Origin of the sequence: Levilactobacillus fujinensis, assembly GCF_003946335.1 — a bacterium.
GTDB lineage: Bacteria > Bacillota > Bacilli > Lactobacillales > Lactobacillaceae > Levilactobacillus > Levilactobacillus fujinensis.
In genome coordinates this window covers 126,587-147,413 of sequence record NZ_RHNX01000002.1, presented here as the reverse complement: position 1 = coordinate 147,413, position 20,827 = coordinate 126,587, and the positions used below count along the sequence as shown (strand labels likewise).

The window sequence follows — 20,827 nt, the reverse complement described above, 5'->3', positions numbered from 1 at the left end:
GCGGCCCATACTAAAAACTCCTCCCTAAGTAAACAAGCTTTGATTATTTGCTTGTCTACCTAAGTAGGAGTATAGCCCTGACTATAAACGTCCTTTGTCACACTCTTTTTTAGATTCTTACGTTATTTCGTTTTATGGATAAGCTGGCTGAGATTGTGACTGAGACGGCGAACGGTAGTCATTTTACGTTCCGCGTTGAGTCGGTGGACAATTTTAGGCAATGTTGTTGTCGCTGTTTGATCTTGACGGAAGGAATGGACGATCATGCTATCATAGGTGACCTTGCCATCCGTCGTGAGCTTAAACCAGTTGGGTTCCAGATTCTTTTCGGCGGTCGTGATATTTTCATCAGGCCAAACTAGATACTTATCAGGGTTGTGCTTAAGATAACGCTCTACTTGCCACCCAAGCTTGAAGTCGGACAATTCTTGCCAGCGTGGGAGCTTAGTATATTTGATGGCAAAATAAATAATACAGGCTTCCCGGAGCTGAGAGTTATGGTTGAGTTCGGTAACGGTGAGTGGACGAATGACCTTGTGCTTGGTTGTTGTGGACTGGGATGATGGCTGTATTGCAGGTGGTGTAGCGGATTTATGTTGGCTTGGTAAACTAAAAGTTAGCCCGCTGATTAGGATAATGCAGCCAAGCAAAATGATAAGATTGCGCTTTTTCATATTAACCCGTTCTTTCTCGAATTAGACTATGATTCCAGTTTACGAGAATTCATAGGGGAGAACAATAAGGGCAGAAAAAAATGACTAACCCTTAAACAATGGATTAGCCAAGAAAGTGATATTTAAATTTTAGTACCAGTGGTGACTCTGCCAGAAACGCTTAGCGTTAGTCCAAGTCCCATAACGACCAGCCACGTAAGAGTTAGCGGTCCGTTCCTGGTTGACTGCGGATAGGTCACCATGTAAGTAGGCCTTCAATAGTTGGTAACGACCATAACAGTTTCCATTACGAGCGGTGTACCGGTAGCCGGATTCACGTTTTGCGATCCAGTTCTTGGCAGCCTTTTGCTTACTGGACAGGCCAGCGTTAATTGCTGTAATTTGCTTCTTTTGACTAGCGGAAAGCGTTGCAGCTTGGGCGGTCGTCGTTTGTTCTGGTAAAACATTAGCTGTGACGTCAGTGACCATACCGAACGAAAAGCCGAATAGTAATAAGAGTGTTGCAAATTTTAATTTTAGTTTTGACATTTTTATATAACTCCCTGACTTGTCTCTTAATACTAATAGCATACCCGATTAGTATTGCAGTCATGTTACTAGGGAGTTAAAAGGACGTCACATCTATTAGCTTTATACGTGAGATTGGGTGATTAAAAGCCGTATTAAATCAAGACTTAACGTGTTCTAGACACTTGATTACTATCGCCGTAAATTAATCGCTTGGAACTAAAGAATCGACCTGTAATCCCTAGGGAAAGCCGGTCGATTGAGAGGTCAACGTATTAATCCAAAGTAACTAATGACGATAATTCCTAAGCCAATACGGTACCAGCCGAAGGGCTTGAAGTCATTATTTCGAATGTAATTCAAAAGGAATTTAATGGACAGGTAGGCAACCACAAACGAGATGATAACGCCGGTTAGAAGCACCATGAGTTGGCTGCCAGTAAAGGTATTACCGCTGACAAAGTATTTCAAAACTTTAAGTAGTGATGCGCCAAACATTGTGGGAATGGCTAAAAAGAATGAGAACTCAGTAGCCACGTAGCGTGAGGCACCAATCAAGATGGCGCCTAAAATAGTTGCTCCGGAGCGAGATGTCCCTGGAACCAAGGATAGTACTTGAAAGAGACCAATCATCAAGGCCAATTTATAGGAAATTTGATTGAGGTCCGTAAAGCGAGGACGCCTTGTCCGATTGAAGTTTTCAATCACAATGAAGAGAATCCCATAGAGAATCAGTGTAGCGGAAATGACTTGCCAACTGGTTAAGTCGCCGTCCTCCCATCAGTCATTTAAGGGAAGTCCAACAATGACTGATGGGAGGACGGCGACGATGACCTTGAACCATAACGTCCAGGTTTGACTGCGTTCAAGGTGATCTTTTCCGGGTGCCCACGGGTTGAGTTTGTTGAAATAGAGAACTAGAACGGCTAGAATCGCACCGAGTTGAATGACCACCATAAACATATTGATGAAGGCAGTCGATTCATTTAATTTAACGAATTCATCGGCTAGGTAAAGGTGACCGGTGGAACTGATTGGTAGAAACTCAGTGATTCCTTCGACGATGCCGAGAATGACAGCTTTAATAATTTCTAACACGACGAGGCTCCTTTGCAGACACAGAATGAAGTAAGTAACTCTAATCATAGATAATGACTGTGTAGAAGAGGTTACGTTTGTGTAAAAGCTCTGTAAATTAAAACGACCACCGGATAACGTTCAGGGTGGTCGTTTTTTTTAGTTATGTTCAGCAGTTACTTGTAAGCGAGTCTGCAATTGGCGGTAGATCACAGTGGACCCGAGGAAGAACGTGGCCGCGAGAAATGCGGACAACGGTAGTCGGTAGAACATGCTGGTTGGTAATACCAATGCCAACAAGGGGAACGCATAAGCAGCGGGGAGTTTGATACGCAATAATTGCAATAAGACAAAAACCACAGGCAGACTGATCAATGTGGTCAGTAACCAAGAGGCAAGTAAGAGGTGAACCAGCACACCGATAGTTGCCGCACCGCCTAAGGCAATAACGTGTTTGATTGCCGTTTTTAGAGTGTAGTTAGGCATTTGTGAAACTTCGAAAAAGACGACCAGAACGGGTGGAATACCAGCCATTTGCGGGTAACCGCAGGCCCAAACGGTGATTGCCCAGGCCAGAGCAGTGAGACTAAAACCCAGCATATGAGAGAAGCGTAGGGGCTGGCCTACAGGAAGCCCTTTATAATGGCCTTGAATTAAAACACCGATCATTAATAAGGCAGTAAATAAAAAAATAGCGAGAATAAATGACCAATGCGTGGCGTTGATGATGATGGGCAACAGGCCTGTAGCGAAGGCGGGGGCTAGGGTCGAGTGCAAAACGCGAAGTAAAACTAGGATTAGGATGAGTGTGACTAGGACTTTCTCTGGATAGTTAATCGCGATTTTGTTGACCAAGAAACCAATGATCGCTGTTCCGGATGGCGCAAGAAATATCTTGATGGGTTGGCGAATCCAAGTTTGATTTTGATAGATCCACATTCCAGTCGTGAGTGCGGCGATTTCGGGTAGGATGAGTTCGTCGTCATTGAGCCAGCTGGCAGCGGTGACCATGAGGAGAACAAAGGTAAAGCCAATGAGATAATTACCAAGTTCTCGTTTTGTGAGTGACATGTGAGTTGCGAGCCTCCTTTGACTGCTCTTTTCTGAAATTTTAATAGATTTAGTGCAAGTGAGTATGATTTTAACATACATTTTCAGAAAGCTCAGGTCGGAATTATATTTTGTTTACTTTCTGAAAAGAAAAAAGCTGAAATGAAACAATCTAAAATACATAAGAAATTATGAAGGCGGCTGCTGTAACCGCTGTTATATAGACGTTTTGATAATTAAGTAAAGGTTGTGTAGATGAACTGTACAGGGTTAGTGTAGTTGCCCAAATCGAATGAAAACTCAGGTAGACTGTGCAGTATGTTATTTCGATCGCATGAAGATAAAGCGGTCGAAATGGCCAATCGGTTAATTGCAGACAAATTCAGAAGGGATTTTGAGATATAGATGACTACCCGAGGAAGACAATTACGAGCAACGCTTGCAACTGCCCTAGTACTGATGCCCTTATTGACGCCAGTCGCTCATGCGCAAACGAGTATGACTCATCAGGTCTTAGCAAGCCAAGTGGCAGCGAAGACTCAGGCTGAACCAGCTAAAGCAGTGGACGTCAAGGGAAATACCATTGAACAGACAGGCAATCAATTAGCCTCAGGAATTAGTGAAAAGAAGATCACCTACAAGAACACAGCAGGTGATCGTACGGTCATGCACGCTGTATCGGTTGATCTAAAAGATAAGACAGCGGGACTGTATGCTGGAACGTTAGACGACAGTAAAGATATTGGGTTACAGACTGTTCGTGGCGAAGCCGAAGCTGCCATTAAAAATGGCCATCAGGTCGTCGCTGGACTCAACGCGGATTTCTTCAACATGGGAACGGGTGAGCCATCCGGAAACGTTGTTAAGGATGGTACCGAAATTCATGCAGCCAAAGCGAATAGTGGTGAAGCCTTCTTTGGGGTTAAGAAGAATGGTGAAGCCATGATTGGCGATCAGGGCCAATATGACGCCGTGAAAGGCGACTTACAACAAGCACTGGGTGGTCTAGGCATCTTGGTGAAACAAGGTGTCGTTCAGACTGGTTTGACTCAGTACGGCGACAACTTTGCCGCGCGTAGTGCCGTGGGTATTCGTCAAGATGGGACGGTTTTCTTCGTCACGGTTGACGGGAAGCAGTCCCCATACTCAAATGGGATGACGACGGCCGAGTTAGCAGAAACGATGAAGGATCAAGGTGCCGTTGAAGCACTTAACCTTGATGGTGGTGGGTCCGCAACGTACCTGTCTCGCACACCTGGGGATAAGGACTTAAGTTTAAAAAACAAGCCATCGGATGGTGAAGAACGTAAGGTTGCTAACAGTTGGCTGATTACAACGACTGAAAAATCCGACCATACGTTTGACCGTGCTCAGGTGTCGCCTAAGGATCAAGTCTATACGCCGGAGTCAACGATTAACTTTACGGCTAAAGGGGTTGATAAGGCCGGTTATGATGCAGAACTACCGGTTGATACAACTTGGTCGCTGCAAGATAAAGGTTTAGGTGAAATTGATGCGAAGACCGGGGCATTTAAGTCAAACGGTAAGACGGGTGACGTTACCGCTAATTTGATTCATGACGGCAAAACGGTTGGTCAAGCCACGGTAACGGTTGCGACACCAGATGCGATTGAATTTTTAAACAAGAAGCTGAGTTTAAAGACGGATTTTGTGTCTTCATTGGGCATGACTGCCCGTTATAAGGGGCGCGATGTCACGTTGAAAACGGGCGACATTGCGTGGGCACTACCTGCCGAATTAGGCACAATTGACGATCAGAATCAGTTACATACGGCTGGTAAGCATGCTAAGGGCACCATCACGGCCACGGTTGCTGGAACTAAAATTTCAGAATCGTTAGAAGTCCAGATTGGTCAACTACCAGTTGTGCTGTACGACTTTGAAAAAGGTTTGGACGATTGGAAGGTTAGTGGCTCAGGTCGTGGCGAAGAAAACAGCCTCTCACTGGCGAGTCCGGAAGATGGGCAAGTCCGCTTTGGTGACCACGCGATGGAGGTTAAATTTGACTTCACGACTGGACAAAAGGGAACCACACTGGGTGCCTATGCCGGACCAGAGGACAAGAAAGAAATTCCGGGCGTGCCAACGGCAATTGGCATGTGGGTTTATGCAACGCCAGAGGCTCAAGGATACTGGCTGAGAAGTCAAATTTATGATGGTAAGGGATCACACCAAGGACTTAATTTTACCGACCAAGTGAATGGAATCAACTGGACAGGGTGGAAGTACGTAGAAGCTGAAATTCCTGCTAGCTATCAAGGGCCATACTCAACTTTCCCTAAGCAAGTTGTGCGAATGATGGCGTTGAAGTCGGGTAAGCCTGGTGGTTCGCCACAGACTAAGGGTAGCATCTACGTCGATAACATCCGGGCGGTCTATGGTGCTAACGTTGACGATTTGAAGAGCCCAATCGTGGACAACATCTCCGTTGATGGTAAAACATTTAAAGATGGTAACATTACAATTACAACTAAGGTTCATGACGATAAAAATGATCCTAACATGTCCGGAATCGATTGGGAAAAGAACAAGATTTACGTTGATGGCCAGGACTTGACTGGTGATAGTACCAAGTACACTTTTGATCCAGATGGTACATTCACGCTGAAAGGGTACCAATATGCTAACGGAACGCATCATATTAAGGTTTCCGTGTACGACAAGTTTGGTAACCGAACGGATAAGGATGCCTACTTTGAAGTTCATACGAGTAATCAAACAGGAATTAATTTAGAAGTTGCCAAGAATGCGTCGGCTAAATTAGGAAGTACAGTTGGCTTTGATATCATGGCGGAAAACTTAGCCAAGGTTAAGTCAGGCGAGTTCGTCATTAATATCGGCAAGGGTTTCCCGGTTAAGGATGTCAAATTTGCTGTAGACTCTAAGGATAATACCGTTGAGTACGATAAGAATACTGGCATTTTAAAGTTACACGTTAAGGATAATACCACCGGAAAAGGAACGAATAAGTCGCTGGCTCATGTGACGTTAGATGTACCGACAGATACCGAGGCAGACGCTAAACTCGTTTTGCAATTAACAAACGGAACCGCTGAGTTTGTCGATGCAAGCAGCAATGCGGACATGCTGAGTACATTTGCATCGAAACCTACTCATATTAATATTGAAGCTAGCTATCAAGTGAAGCTTGGTCAAATGATTGTTGGAGCGGCAGGGATGTTAACTGTAACTGATACGCACAACAAGCCAGTTGGTGGTGCTGTTGTGACCATGAAGATGGCCGATGGTAAGACCGTTGAAGTGGGTAAGACTAACAGTCAGGGACAACTTAAGAGTGATAAGCTAACTAAAACCCCTGGAAAGTTCACTTTGACTGCGACTATTGGTAGCCATAGTAGCTTCCCAACACCAGCCCAGGCATTTGCACCAGAGAAGTCAGACACACCGTCTAATCTGCTGACTGGAGCAACGCAAGATCCAACAACCCAAAAGACGATTACGTGGTTCTCTAATCCAATCGTAGGTAAGCAAGCAGCAATTATGCAAATTGCACCTACTAAGGACTATACAGCTAAAAAGGAAAAGGCCTTTAAGGATTATAAAGGCGAGCAAAAGACGTTTACGTATGTTAGTGATAGCAAGGCTATTCGCGTAAATAGCGTGACGGCAAAGGGATTGCAACCAGGAACTGAATATACTTTCCGTGTCGGAAATGGGGAGAAATGGTCAGCACCACGTCAGTTTAAGACATTAACGGATAGCAAGAAGCTGAGCTTTAATATCTTTGGTGACACGCAGGTAAGCAATGCGACGCAATTAGCAGACTTTGACAAAATCATTGAGCGGCTAGAAACGTCTAAAAACAAACCGGACTTTGCGCTACACGTTGGAGATTTCAACGATGACCAGGCCGTCTTCAATGAAGCTGACATTACATCACAAATGTTTGATAAGCATCCCGTTTATGATTCCTTAGATATGATCCACGTCTTGGGAAACCATGAATACATGGGGGATGATGGTAGTAAGGCAACGGCAATGCTGGGAACACCAAGCCATAACGGCGCGCCAGTCAACAAGAAGGGAACTTTCTCAGTTGATTACGGCAATATGCACATTGCTTCGCTGGGTTGGACGAACAATGTTGATGAAATGAAGCAAGAATTAGATTGGTTGCGTCAAGATATGCAGGCCTCTAATAAGACTTGGAAGATTGTTGCGACCCACCAACCACCATACAACAAGAATCCATCTGATTCTGAGTCAACAATGTTCCGGAAAATGTTACCGCCAGTTTGTGATGAATTGGGTATCGATGTTGTCTTCAGTGGTCATGATCATTCTTATGGACGCACGAAGAAGCTCTTTGATAACAAGGAGAACCCAACCAAGGGGACCACGTATTTAGCGGCTGGACATACAGGGGATAAGACGTATGATATCTTGCCAAATGAGCCAGACGCTTGGAAATTCTTGCAAAATGAAAAGGACAAGAACCAAAAGGTTTACCTGACGGCCGAAGTTAACGACAAAGAAATGAAAATCGTCACGCGTGATCCAGATGGAAAAGAAGTGGATGCAGTAGATTTAGTTGCTAACAAGCATCCGCAAACAATTACCGGTGGCAACAATGGGCAAGGTGGTGGGCAAACAAATGGCGGAACCGATGTAGGCAAGCCAACGCCACCAACGAAGCCAACGGAACCAGGCAAGCCAACGCCACCAACGAAGCCAACGGAACCAGGCAAGCCAACGCCACCAACGAAGCCAACGGAACCAGGCAAGCCAACGCCACCAACGAAGCCAACGGAACCAGGCAAGCCAACGCCACCAACGAAGCCAACGGAACCAGGCAAGCCAACGCCACCAACGAAGCCAACGGAACCAGGCAAGCCAACGCCACCAACGAAGCCAACGGAACCAGGTAAGCCAACGCCACCAACGAAGCCAACGGAACCAGGCAAGCCAACACCACCGACGAAGCCAGGGAAACCAACGAGTTCAACATCGTCGACGAAGCCAACGGTGCCAGTGAAGCCAGTAACACCGGTGGATTCATCAAAACCAACTACGACAGCTTCAGCACACAAAAAATCAGTTCCGGCTGTCGTTACCGCAGTAAAGGGAATGGCACTTTACCGTAAGCCAGACTTTTCTAAGGCGGGTCGACTTATCGCCTATCGTCAACAAGCACAGATGCATCAACCACAATTTAAGGTCTTAGGGATGGCCAAGTCTAAAGCGGGTCATTTACGTTACCATGTTCGCGACATGAACAAGAAATCTAAGAGCTATGGTAAGACTGGGTACATTACAGCTAGTTCCAAGTACGTACAATCGGCTGAATATACCAAGGCAGTTAAGCTAGTCACAGTGATCAATGCTAAGGGATTGAATGCTTATAGCAATGGCAAACTAGCTGGCAAGACGAAGCACCATTACCATCAAGGCCAAGTGTTAAATGTAAAACGAATTGTGCGTCAAAACGGCAAGTATCGTTTCCAATTAGCCAATAAGCAGTATATTTCAGCTAACAAGCAAGATGTTCGAACTGGTAAGCACACGCAGCCAAAGACAGTTACTGTAAAGCAAAGCATCAATCTTTACCGCGATGTTAACTTCAAACATAAACTGCATCAAGTCTCAGCGAAAACAGTACTCAAGGTAACTGGATGGGACTACTCTAGCAAAGGTGTTTTTCATTACCGAGTTGCTGGGGGATATGTCACCGCGAGTCATACCTTAGTAAAATAGTCAGGCAGAATAGATAGCAAAGAAGCCATTACTTGTAGTGGCTTCTTTGCGTTGTCTGGCTTAAGCTAGACTGTCTTCCGCTCAATAATGGTGTAAAATCAAGCTACGGTTTCATCATTTGCTAGAATCAAGAAAGCTGGTTAAAATATGTTTCAAGACATCGCTCCCAAAGTATTCGATAATCACTATGAACAAAGGCGGCCACCGCGCATCGATGATTATGTCGTTATTTACAATGATCGTCAAGTTGTGTTGCGTCAAGAACGTGCGCTGCCGACATATCAGGAAGCTACGGCTAAATGGCAGTTAACTTCAAATCAGATGACGTATCTTTTTCAAATCGATCAAACGGCATTTTATTTAGTAGCAGCTAAAATCACACCAGATGCAGATTACCAATATGCTAATGCCCGGGCTTTTCGGAACTTTACGCCGGCTTGGTTGGGCTATGCTGGCGCGACCGCTGCGCATTTGGGCTGGTGGTATGAGACCAATCAATTTTGTGGTCGGTGCGGGCACGCCATGGTTCCCGACCAGCAGGAACGGGCCATGGATTGCCCAGAGTGTGGTCAGAAAATCTACCCGCATATTTCGCCGGTCGTTGTGGTCGGTGTTACCAGTGGCGATAAGATTCTACTGACGAAATACTTAACGGGTTACCAGCCTTACACTTTAATTTCGGGTTTCGTTGAAATTGGCGAGACGCTTGAAGATGCTGTACGGCGCGAGGTTCGTGAAGAGGTGGGGCTAGACATCCATCACATTCACTACTATGGTAGTCAACCATGGGCCTTTTCCGAATCGCTTCTTATGGGCTTTTTCGCAGAACTTGACCATCAAGAAGCCATCCAGTTGGAACACGACGAGCTGTCACAAGCGAGATGGTTCGACCGCAACGCCATGCCGGATGACGGTGCTAAGTTTATTTTAGCTTGGGAAATGCGGCAAGCTTTCCGTAACGCTAAGGCATAGACCACCAAAACTTTTCTTTTCGGTCAGGTAAGGTATACTAAAATTAAGTATAATTACCGTTCAGGAGGGACATCATGATTACTTTAAAATCAGCCCGTGAAATTAACGGGATGCAGGCCGCTGGCGACATTTTAGCTGGCCTCTTTCATGCGTTGGCCGATTATATCAAGCCCGGAATTACGACCTGGGATATCGACCACTTTTCTTACCAATACATCATCGATCACGACGCAACGCCGGGGGAATTGAATTTTGAGGGCTACAAGTATTCGACCTGTGTTAGTGTCAACGATATGATCTGTCACGGATGCCCCAGCAAGGACATTCTGATCAAACAGGGCGATTTGATTAAAGTCGATACGGTCATCGACTACCACGGTTACCTCAGTGATGCTTGCCATGCTTTTGTGGCCGGTAAGGCTTCCGCCGAAGTTCAAAAATTAATGGATGTGACGTTGAAATCCCTGTATCTCGGCATCGACCAAGCCGTTGTCGGCAATCGAATTGGCGACATTGGGCATGCGATTCAAGCCTACGCCGAAGATGAGCTGGGCTACGGCGTCGTCCGCGACTACGTGGGTCATGGCATTGGACCGACCATGCATGAAGATCCAGATGTTCCCCACTATGGCAAAGCGGGTCATGGGACACGGCTAAAGGCCGGCATGACCATTACCATTGAGCCCATGATCAACGTGGGCGATTGGGGATGTAGTGATCCCGCCGATGACGGCTGGACGATTCGGACCATCGATGGTAGTCTGAGCTGTCAGTACGAACACACACTGGTCGTAACCGACAATGGACCGAAAATCTTGACGTCGTTTGACCATGAGCTGGATGCCCAGTATTTAGGGTAATCTACGGACAAAAAAATTTCGTAATTAGCGGTCCCATTCGTAGGTAGCTTGAATAAAGTGAACTAAAAATAAAATTTCCCTTGGAATTTTTCGAAAATTAATGCTATGCTAATAACCAATTCGAAAAGTGCGTATAATTGATCAGCACGTCGGCTAGTTTCTTTAGTCGGCGTGCTGATTTTTTTGGCACTAATTTGCTAAAGGAGTGTTTATTTTTTGGAATTTCAACAACGATTACCACAGAATTTACGGGAAACAGTTTTATTTATGGCGGTTATCTCACTGATTTCGGTTAATATTATCGCACCGGTCATTACCGGACTTGAGGTTGGGTTTTCCGTTGCCCACTGGACTATGGTGTTACATCAGTTACCGCTACTTTGGCTGAGCGTCATTATTTTAGTCGTTTTGACGCAACAACCAGCAACTAAGATGGCCGGATACTTTTTGGGGAAGCGCCCAAGTTTTCGATCAGCCATGTTGATTACGACACTTTGCAATGTTTTTCTCATGTCTCTCGTGCTGACGATTTTGGGAACGTGGATCGGTACCGGTCAAGTTACGCTTGATCCTGTCATTCATTTTGCGGCGAAATGGCCGCGGAATTTCACTATTGCCTTTGTCATTGAGGCATTCGTTGCCCAACCTATCGCGCGATCCGTGATGGCTGGTGTCCACCGACTTTCTACTAATGGTGTCACGGATAAGGTGCGCTAAACGCTGTCATACCGCAAATGCTACAAAACCGAGCTTGTCGTTCAACGTGATTTTCGGTAAGCTGGTTTGTGGAGGCGGAGCTAATGAACTTTGCGGATAACTTAAAAAACATTCGCCATCAACAAGGGATGACTCAGGCTGATGTTGCGACGGAATTACATGTGTCACGAAAGACCATCTCAAGTTGGGAAAATGGGCGGACCTATCCGGATATCCTAACGCTAGTTAAACTGGGGGACGTTTATCAGATTTCTTTGGATCGCTTAATGAAAGAAGACTTAGGGATGGCACAGCATTATCAACATCAAGAAAAGGTTAGTCGTTGGAATGATCGCGTTGTAGAGCTGACAATTTACAGTAATATTGCTCTCTTATTTCTTTTTTACGTGCTCATGTTTTTGCCAGGCCATAGGTTGGCTGGCATTGCCGGTGTACTGTTGCTGATCAACCTCATTATTTTAGCGCCAGCATATCAGGATTTCGGAGCGTGGCGGGTTCATGGTTGGCATCTGGCATTGATCACGATCATGGCAATTATCTTGAACACCGTCATCGTTGTGACAATCACCGGACGACCAGAAGTTAGTATGTTGGCGTCTAACGCGGCAAATGGGGCCGTGGGTGCTGGCTATGCTTTTGGTTACGTGGTCGGACGTGCTATTTGGATCGGTACGTTGACGGTTAGCGGTATCTTTGCCATCTATGGTCGGGCCAAGCAAGTGTAAATTGGCCTATACCAAGTCGCTTACTCATGGTATAGTTGACCTAAACGAAAGCCAGAGGAGCGAAGCGAGTTGTACAAGATTATTACGAGTGATTTAGACGAAACGCTGCTGCGAAAAGACGGAACGGTTTCACAGGCTAACATTGATGCGATTGCGGCAGCTTCAGCACAAGGGGTTAAATTTGTCCCCAATACAGGTCGCAGTTTTACCAGTATTCAAGGCTTACTGCGACAGTTACATCTCTACCAGCAGCCTAACGAATACGTCGTATCATATAATGGTGGAGCCGTTATCGAGAATCAGGATAACCGCGTCATTGTTAGCAACGCCATGCCCTTTGAGGAGGCACAGCGAGTTTTTGACATCATGTGTCACTACGACGTCGATATTCACGTCTATACGCTAGACCACTTGTACATTTATCAGCCGCGGGATGACGACCAGCATTACCTGCAAACGCGGGGAGTCCACTTTGATGAAATGGTTGGAACGTTTGACCAATTCAAGGATGATCAGATTATGAAAGTCATCGCGATGAACCCAGACTTCGGTGTGCGGCAGCAGATGTTGCAAGCCGTGATGACGGCCTTCGACCAACACATTAACTGCACTTACTCCTCTGGTATTTACATGGAAGTTAACCACTACGGCGTTGATAAGGGGACGGCAATTTTGGACCTTGGTCAACAACTAGGGGTAACCGCCGCCGAAATTATTGCCATCGGGGATAACGCTAATGATTTGGGCATGCTGACCAAAGTCGGCTTACCAATTTCTGTGGCGAACGGTATTGATGAGGTTAAGCAGGTCGCTAAATTTGTTACACCGAATGACTACGAACGTGGCGTGGCGGATGCCATTGAAAAATTTGTTTTGTAAGCAATGAGGTCGGAAGTAAAACTTCTGGCCTTTTTTTCGTGACTTGACAGGATTCACAATCTCTCGTATGGTAGGACAATATTACGCAGAGAGGGGGATAGCCCCATGGATTTAGAAAAATTAATGGCGTGTGTCCCCGTAAATGGACAAGGACGTTTTTCCGTAGAGTAAATTTTAAGGAGAAATTACGATGAAAAACGTCCGTTACACAGTTCCATCATTGGGATTGATTATTGTTCTCGTTGGTTTTCCACAAATCAGCGAATCTATCTTCACCCCGGTACTTCCACAACTCCAGCGTGTCTTTGCGGTGAGTGCTAACCGGGTACAGTTGACCATGAGTACCTACTTTATTGCCTTTGCCATCGGTGTCCTCATTTGGGGGCAACTAGCCGATAAATGGGGCCGGCGACCCGCCATGCTAGCTGGGATTGCGGTTTACTTGCTAGGTAACTGTGGCCTGTATTTGAGTGGTAGTTTTCTGCCATTTCTAGGCTGGCGACTAGTTCAAGCCTTTGGTGCCAGCGCCGGTTCCGTGGTGACACAAACCATTATGCGCGAGAGCTTCAGTGGTATTACGGGTGCCAAAATTTTTGCACGTACCAGTGCGGCCATGGCATTAGCGCCAGCCTTGGGACCACTGATTGGTGGCCTCGTTCAGACCTATCTTGGGTACCGTAGCATTTTTGCCACGCTGGTAACGATGGCCGTTGCCGTGGGTCTGTACGCACTTAGCCGACTACCTGAAACGCGGTCGTTTCAAGTAGCCGTTCCACGTGTCAATCAACGGCAGTTAGTCAGTCGTTTGCTGACCGACTCGGTCGTGTGGGGGTACGGCATCCTGATTGGTGGTATCAATGGGATCTTATTTAGTTACTACGCAGAAGCCCCCTTTATCTTCATGACGCACTTTGGTTATTCTGCCGTACATTATGGCTGGTTAGGCCTGATTTTGGCGAGTGCCAGTCTGCTTGGTGCAGGCATCGTCAATATTACCCTGAATTTCTGGTCGCCCGAACGTGTTGCGATGGGGGGACTAGTCCTGAGTGTCATTGCTGGGACTGGTTTGCTAGTTGCGGCTAGCTTCCAGGTGGCAGTCGGCATGATTGGCAGCATCTTCATGACCTTTTTAGGCCTAAATATCACGTTGCCTAACGCCTTGAATCGGGCGTTAGTCGGTTACGAGGACGTTATGGGGAGCGCCAGTGGGTGGTTTAGTCTCGGCTACTATTTACTGGTCAGTGCTGTGACGTATGGGCTGAGCCGCCTGCACAACGGGTCAATCATCACGTTACCGGCATACATTCTGGGGATCTGTGCAGTGATGCTGGTCGTGTATGCACGGTTGGGCTGCCAGCATGGTGAAATTGATGTGGTTGATGACTAAATAGAACTGAAACGGCGACCTCACGGCGAAAACTGGGAGGTCGTTTTTATGAAATTATTTGTAAGACGTTCTCTCAGAATCCGAGCAGAAAATATGCTAAACTGGCCGTGAAATTCAGAGAGGAGCCGAAAATTGTGCAGAAAAAGTTAGAAACAGTGGCATACAGTGGACCCTTGAAGTTGCAGCGCGATGCTGTGGAAGGCAGGCAGGTCACTGTTCAGGCGAAAGTGGACCTGGACACCGGAAAGGTTCAGTTGATAGTGAATGATCGTGACCTCCAGCAGTTGCGACAGGATGCACATCAGAGTTGTCGCTAGATTTTGATGATGAGAGCAGTTATTGGTCTAAGCGCCGATAACTGTTTTTTTGTAGGGAAAAGTAAATGGCCATAATTAGTCCACCTGATTAACGGGCACAAGGTCGATTAAGCGTAGTGGCTGAACGGCTGGTTAGCGAATTAAATGTGACACTAGATACGTTAAAGTTCGCTTATTTTTATTTTTTATAGCTTTAAACGCGGCTATCTGGTATAGTTTTGAATGTAATAGCTAATAATTATCAATTATAATTTTATTAATGTTCGTATTTTAGGAGGAATCCACCGTGGATAAGTTTTTCAAGCTTAAAGAATCAGGAACCACCGTTGGCACCGAAGTTGTTGCCGGCATCACGACGTTCTTCGCAATGTCGTATATCTTATTTGTTAACCCCCAGATCTTAGGCCAGACGGGGATGCCGCAACAAGCGGTCTTCTTAGCGACCATCATTGCCTCGGTTGCCGGGACGTTGGTTATGGGATTATTCGCAAACGTCCCCTATGCCTTGGCGCCAGGGATGGGATTGAATGCCTTCTTCACCTATACCGTGGTGATGGGACTGGGGTTCAAGTGGCAACAAGCCTTAGCCCTAGTTTTCTTCTGTGGGATTATTAACATCATTATTACCGCCACTAAAATTCGGAAAATGCTGATCTCAGCGATCCCGATGAATCTCCAACTTGCCATTAGTGGTGGGATTGGGGCCTTCATTGCTTACGTGGGCTTAAAAAACGCGAACTTCTTACAGTTTACTAGTGATGCTAGCAATATCCTTTCGATTAACGGAAAGGCCTTTGATACAACCCAGAAGTCATTCAGCCAGGGCGTGGGAACTGTCGTAACTGGCGGCGGAATTGTACCTGCACTGGAAAACTTCAACTCACCCGCGCTCGTTTTGGCATTGATCGGGCTAGTTATTACGGTCATCTTCAAGGTACGAAAGGTGCCGGGGGCACTACTTATCGGAATCTTAACCACAACTGTAATCGGGATTCCGATGGGCGTAACCAATCTGCATTTAGCTAGCAGTTATTCGATTGGCTCTTCCGTGCACCAGTTGGGGACGACTTTCCTGGCTGCCTTCTCTCACGAGGGAATGGGGTCACTGTTTGCCGAGCATAACCGGGTCATCTTGGTGCTTATGACGATCCTGTCCTTTAGTCTTTCCGACACCTTCGATTCACTGGGAACGTTTATTGGAACGGGTCGGCAAACCGGTATCTTTTCTGGAAGTAAAGAGCTCGCCTTGGAAGGGCAACCGGGGTTCAAGTCTAAGCTGGATAAGGCACTATTTGCTGATTCCATCGCGACTGGCGTGGGTTCTATCTTCGGGACGTCTAACTTGACGACTTACGTAGAAAGTTCTGCGGGAATCGGTGCTGGTGGTCGAACCGGGCTGACCAGTGTCGTCGTGGCGATTCTTTTCCTTCTGAGTTCACTGGCATCGCCGTTGCTCTCCATCATTCCAACTGCCGCAATTGCGCCATCCTTGATTCTGGTCGGTATCATGATGATGAGTTCACTCAGCAAGATTCCATGGCACGACTTAAATGAAGCCATCCCGGCCTTTATGACCACGTTCATCATGGCCTTTGCCTACAACATCACCTATGGGATTGCCGCTGGGTTCATCTTCTACTGCCTTGTAAAAGTTGTCTTGGGAAAGGCAAAGGAAGTCCATCCCCTGATTTGGATTGTCTCCATCCTGTTTGTCATTAACTTTACGGTGTTAGCTCTAGTTTAAGCAATAAGAAAAGCGTCGTTACTGGTCTTTAAGATCGGTAGCGACGCTTTTTGGTGTACAGGGCTAAGACGGCAAGCTCTCAAACGTCTATTAGGGCGGCTGTAACGGCGTGACTCACCTTACCGGCCGCCGAATATGGACTGGAAAAGAAGCATGTCATAAAAGATAGGGTAATGAAGTCGATTTTGTATCTGTAAAGTTAACCAGTCATAGATTCTCTGATGTCAGTTCTTCCTATCGCCAGCGTAGTGCGACTAATTTAGCTTTCAAATCTTTAGGCATAGCGTTAAAGTGGCCTGAAAACTGACAAGCCTAACTAGTTGATATGCACAACTAGATGTCCTAAAATCTAAGCAGAATTAAGTAATTCGGCAGAGAGAACGGAAGGGACGACGCAAGGTTGAAATTTTTCAGGCGATTCATATTGGTGGTGACGTTAGCGATGGCACTTTTCGTTGTCAGCAATTGGCGTTCACTCAGCTACTACCGCACGGCATTAACCACGCTGATCGCCGGGGTAGTGACGGGGAAAACAACGACGACCAAATCAGCTGACTACCGATCAAGTGGGTACATCTTACGGAACACAGCCGATGCAACAACCCAAACTGGGGCCGACAATACGCCGGTCGAGGAAGCCATGCAGGGTGTCTTATTACAGAAAACGTACCGCTACCATTACGTCGCAGGCACACCAACGCGGGTGCAGCAAAAGTTTAACGCAGCGATTAAGATTTACAATCAAACTGGTATCGTCAAGTTGACCACTGGCACAGCCAGCACAAATGACAATCAAGTGACGTTGAGTGCCTACCGTAAAAAAGAGGAGCTCAGCCAGGGCACTGTAGAATTTGGCCACGGTGGTCCCCAGATTACGCAGCGTATCAGTTGGCGGGGCATCCAGACGACCAATTCCGGTAAAGCTAAACTCAACGTGACTTATCCCCAAGCAGTTAAGCTGTCCGTGGCCGTACACGAGTTGGGTCACGCTCTGGGTCTCGATCATAGTTCCGATAAAGATTCCGTGATGACCCCGATTGATCACGGCAATACGCAATTGTCCACCGCCGATGTACAGAGTTTGAAGCGTATTTATGACAAATAGGGATTAGCGAATCATCTATAGAAAACGCCCAATCATCAGTGCAAAGGGGCTGATGATTGGGCGTTTGTAGATTCAGTTAAAAGTTAGTATTAGGCTAGTGGCACTTTCCGGTCTAATTTTGGTGTGGTAATCGGACTGTGCGTCTGGAGGTAAGTCGTCAGAAGGTCAATATCCTGGCCGGCATTATCAACGATGGCGCCATGAGTAAAGGCGGCGTAGCCATCACCACCCGTGGATAGGTAGTCATTGGTTAAGACGTGGTACTTTTGGGTAGGATTGATGGCGTCACCCTTAGCTGTCTTGACGTCGGAGACTGTGAAGAGTTGATCGCCAGTTGTGGATGGACTGTACTTGTAAGTCAGGCCAGAAATCTGGAGGAAGTAAAGCTGAGACTTGGTGTACTGCTCGTTGAGTAGATCGACGATGTCCTTCCCCGTCATTTCAACGATGGGTTGGCTATTGCCGTAAGGCTGCATGTCGTAAAGCGTTCCCAGTGTCACTTTTCCAGCGGCATTCACGTTCATATCGCTCCGAATGGAATCGTTGCTGGTCACGGCGAAGTCGACTTGATGATTCTGTTCGTTAGCGGTCGTCCGTTGCGCATCAACGACCACGTAAGCTGCAGCGGATTCCTTGTTGTTGGATAGCTCGTTACTGATCGTCTTACCACCGGCGATGGCGCCGACTTCGGTGTTGATGATTGGGGCCACGCGGTTGTTAGCGTCAGCAATGATACCGTTGATCTTTTTAACGGTCTTGTCCTTGGTAAATGTTGCGGTTGGGTCGTCCTTCACTGAAAAGACTGGGGAAACCTTGGCCTTAACACTACTCTTGACGAAATCGTGCGTCTTGGTGCTGAGCTTAGCCGTAATGTTGGCATAGCCACGGCCCTGCATGCCAGCCTGAACGACTGGGACACCCTTGACGCGACCGTTAGCATATTGATGGCTATGACCGGCAAAGAAGATGTCGACGCTGTTCTTGGGGTCGATCTTATTCAGCTGTTTGAGGTCGTTGACGGCATCCCCAGTGGTCTTACCATTTTGGGTGACGGCGCCGGTATGACCGAGGACCACGATGGCTTTAACGCCCTTAGCCCGTAACTGTTTGTCGTATTTGGCAATGGTCTTGGCTTCGTTGAGTAACTTGTAGTTCTTAGCGATACCCGGCAAATTGGTGTTCAAGATACCAATGTAGCCAACCTTGACTGTTGCTTTGGTCTTTGGATCCGTGATCTTTTTAATCGTATAGGGTTTCCAGTTAGCCGGAATCTTGTTGGTCTTTTTGTCACGAACGTTGGCGATGACAATCTGCATGCCAGTCTTTACGAACGGATATTTCTTGATGGCTTGGACTTGTTGGGGATTCTTGATGCCCGTGGTGCTAGGCTTCTTCCCATTAACAAGGTTGCCATATTGACTTAATCCGTGGTCAAATTCGTGATTGCCAATGACTCCAACTTTGACGTTCATCGCTTTCAGTGTGCTTAAGGTTGGGCCGTCATCGAGTAGGGCCGAGTTGGCAGGGCTGGCACCGACCATATCGCCGGATTGAACGCGAACGGTGACGCCGTTGGCATGGGCCTTCTTAAATGACGTCTGTGCCTGATCGAGGTAACCGCCTAAACGCGCCACGGTTCCGGCGCCCTCAATCGTCTTGCTGTCCATGAAGAGTTTCCCAGTAGCTTGTAGCCCACCATGTAGGTCGTTGATACCTAAGAATTGAACGGGAATCTGGACATTCTTAGTCTTCTTAACGGGTTTAGCTTTTTTAGTAACCTTTTTGGCATATGCCGTGCTTTGCGGGCTTAGTGACGATGACGGACTCATTAAGCCACCGGCTACTGCTCCTAAACACCCTAATGCTCCTAATATGTATAACGTTTTACCTGACAAACTAGCCATGTTGTTGGCCTCCCTGAAATAAAGTGATAGCGCTTACAAATATGATAGTAGCATAGTTGAAGCAGATAAACAATATCACCCTTGTTGCTTTTGATGATTTTCCCATCCACAATAACAGTGTCTTGCGGTAGACTAAGGATAAAGATATTCGAGAGATGGGGGACGAACGATGGTAAATGAGACGGGTTACCTAGTGCGACACAGTTTACGGACGGAGTACTTTTCGACCGGATGGATGGTGTTTGAATTTCTAGTGGGGTTCTATTCCGGCGTGAAGGCAGGGTCGATCTTACTGATTGCCTTTGGCCTAGATAGTTGTTTGGAAATTGTGTCTGGGAGTACACTGATTTGGCGACTACGCAAGGAAGCAAATGGAGCGCCAACGGCCGAGATCGAACACGCAGAACGGCGGTCATCGTTGATTGTGGGAACGATTCTACTGTTATTAGCGGTCTACGTGACGGTGGTTGCTATTGCAAACTTGGTTCTTCATCAGGCTGCAGATACCAGCTTTTCCGGTATGGGAATTGCGATTGCTTCGGTTATTTTGATGCCATTGTTAACGATTCGAAAGCGGTCGCTGGGCAAGCAACTTCATTCGGCAGCACTAACTGAGGATGGCATGTGCAATATCACTTGTGCCTATATGGCTGCCACGGTGCTTGTGGGGGCGGCGTTGACGGCATGGGTCGGTTGGTGGTGGAGTGATTCCGTTGCCGCGTTGGTCTTAGTTTACTTCATTGCGAGCGAAGGCTGGGAGGCGTTTCAAGCCGGTCGCGGTCGCACAGATTGATGAACGGGTGTATGGCAGTTCGTCGTGGGAATTGGATGCACGGCTACACTGGTAAAATGATGGGATCATTCTGAAAAATGATACGGATGCGTGCTTCGAGACGGAGCTGGCTGAACGATTGCGACATAGGAATGTCACCAGTATTGAGGTGGGTGGGCTGCGAACCGAATACGCCGTGGACACAGCAATTCGCGTGGGGGATGGTCAAGGTTTTCAGATGGTGATTCAGTCTGGGCTGGAAACGACTTGTCATACACGCGAGCTAACTGCCGAGCAGATTCGCCGTCACCATGAGTGTATTTGGGCGGAGAGCTTCGCGACAGGTTGCATGCAATCCCTAGCAAAATAGAAGCTAATCGCAAACGATTGATGTATGATAT

At 46.8% G+C, this 20,827-nt stretch carries 15 protein-coding genes and 1 pseudogene; 11 read left to right on the top strand and 5 right to left on the bottom strand.

Annotated features, from left to right (window positions below; genetic code table 11):
* Window positions 1-122 precede the first annotated feature (122 nt).
* From EKM89_RS01510 to EKM89_RS01495, 4 genes and pseudogenes are all read right to left on the bottom strand, one after another.
* Complete coding sequence (locus EKM89_RS01510) at window positions 123-674, bottom strand: hypothetical protein (RefSeq protein WP_125685393.1); 552 nt, start codon at window positions 672-674, stop codon at window positions 123-125.
* A gap of 129 nt (window positions 675-803) precedes the next feature.
* On the bottom strand, window positions 804-1,202 hold the full coding sequence (locus tag EKM89_RS01505; protein ID WP_125685392.1) for an aggregation-promoting factor C-terminal-like domain-containing protein: 399 nt from the start codon (window positions 1,200-1,202) through the stop codon (window positions 804-806).
* 246 nt (window positions 1,203-1,448) lie between these two features.
* Window positions 1,449-2,279: pseudogene (locus EKM89_RS01500) on the bottom strand (undecaprenyl-diphosphate phosphatase).
* Between the two features lie 138 nt (window positions 2,280-2,417).
* Window positions 2,418-3,329: a hypothetical protein gene (locus tag EKM89_RS01495; RefSeq protein WP_125685391.1), complete on the bottom strand. Its 912-nt coding sequence runs from the start codon at window positions 3,327-3,329 to the stop codon at window positions 2,418-2,420.
* Window positions 3,330-3,713: 384 nt separating this feature from the next.
* Here EKM89_RS01495 and EKM89_RS01490 point away from each other — a divergent pair, with 384 nt between their 5' ends.
* The 9 genes from EKM89_RS01490 (at window position 3,714) to EKM89_RS01445 (ending at window position 17,750) form a co-directional block, all read left to right on the top strand.
* The gene (locus tag EKM89_RS01490; RefSeq protein ID WP_125685390.1) at window positions 3,714-9,044 is read left to right on the top strand and encodes a phosphodiester glycosidase family protein; all 5,331 of its coding nucleotides are present in this window, start codon (window positions 3,714-3,716) and stop codon (window positions 9,042-9,044) included.
* A 147-nt stretch (window positions 9,045-9,191) separates the two neighbouring features.
* Window positions 9,192-10,016, top strand: a complete 825-nt coding sequence (nudC, locus tag EKM89_RS01485; RefSeq protein ID WP_125685389.1) for an NAD(+) diphosphatase — start codon at window positions 9,192-9,194, stop codon at window positions 10,014-10,016.
* Window positions 10,017-10,090: 74 nt separating this feature from the next.
* Window positions 10,091-10,876: a type I methionyl aminopeptidase gene (map, locus tag EKM89_RS01480; RefSeq protein WP_125685388.1), complete on the top strand. Its 786-nt coding sequence runs from the start codon at window positions 10,091-10,093 to the stop codon at window positions 10,874-10,876.
* Between the two features lie 216 nt (window positions 10,877-11,092).
* Window positions 11,093-11,593, top strand: coding sequence for a hypothetical protein (locus EKM89_RS01475; protein ID WP_125685387.1), 501 nt, complete (start codon window positions 11,093-11,095; stop codon window positions 11,591-11,593).
* A gap of 83 nt (window positions 11,594-11,676) precedes the next feature.
* A complete protein-coding gene (locus EKM89_RS01470; RefSeq protein ID WP_125685386.1) occupies window positions 11,677-12,318 on the top strand; it encodes a helix-turn-helix domain-containing protein in 642 nt (213 codons plus the stop codon).
* 69 nt (window positions 12,319-12,387) lie between these two features.
* On the top strand, window positions 12,388-13,197 hold the full coding sequence (locus tag EKM89_RS01465) for a Cof-type HAD-IIB family hydrolase (RefSeq protein ID WP_125685385.1): 810 nt from the start codon (window positions 12,388-12,390) through the stop codon (window positions 13,195-13,197).
* Window positions 13,198-13,387: 190 nt separating this feature from the next.
* Window positions 13,388-14,584: a multidrug effflux MFS transporter gene (locus EKM89_RS01460; RefSeq protein ID WP_125685384.1), complete on the top strand. Its 1,197-nt coding sequence runs from the start codon at window positions 13,388-13,390 to the stop codon at window positions 14,582-14,584.
* A gap of 603 nt (window positions 14,585-15,187) precedes the next feature.
* Window positions 15,188-16,645, top strand: a complete 1,458-nt coding sequence (locus tag EKM89_RS01450) for an NCS2 family permease (RefSeq protein ID WP_125685382.1) — start codon at window positions 15,188-15,190, stop codon at window positions 16,643-16,645.
* Window positions 16,646-17,087: 442 nt separating this feature from the next.
* Window positions 17,088-17,750, top strand: a complete 663-nt coding sequence (locus EKM89_RS01445; protein ID WP_164510469.1) for a matrixin family metalloprotease — start codon at window positions 17,088-17,090, stop codon at window positions 17,748-17,750.
* Between the two features lie 89 nt (window positions 17,751-17,839).
* Here the strand turns inward: EKM89_RS01445 and EKM89_RS01440 are convergent, their stop codons facing one another.
* Window positions 17,840-19,654: a bifunctional metallophosphatase/5'-nucleotidase gene (locus tag EKM89_RS01440; protein ID WP_125685380.1), complete on the bottom strand. Its 1,815-nt coding sequence runs from the start codon at window positions 19,652-19,654 to the stop codon at window positions 17,840-17,842.
* 169 nt (window positions 19,655-19,823) lie between these two features.
* Between EKM89_RS01440 and EKM89_RS01435 the strand changes: the two genes are divergently transcribed.
* Window positions 19,824-20,447, top strand: coding sequence for a cation transporter (locus EKM89_RS01435; RefSeq protein ID WP_125685379.1), 624 nt, complete (start codon window positions 19,824-19,826; stop codon window positions 20,445-20,447).
* A gap of 118 nt (window positions 20,448-20,565) precedes the next feature.
* Complete coding sequence (locus EKM89_RS01430) at window positions 20,566-20,796, top strand: cysteine hydrolase family protein (protein WP_318530989.1); 231 nt, start codon at window positions 20,566-20,568, stop codon at window positions 20,794-20,796.
* Window positions 20,797-20,827: the final 31 nt, after the last annotated feature.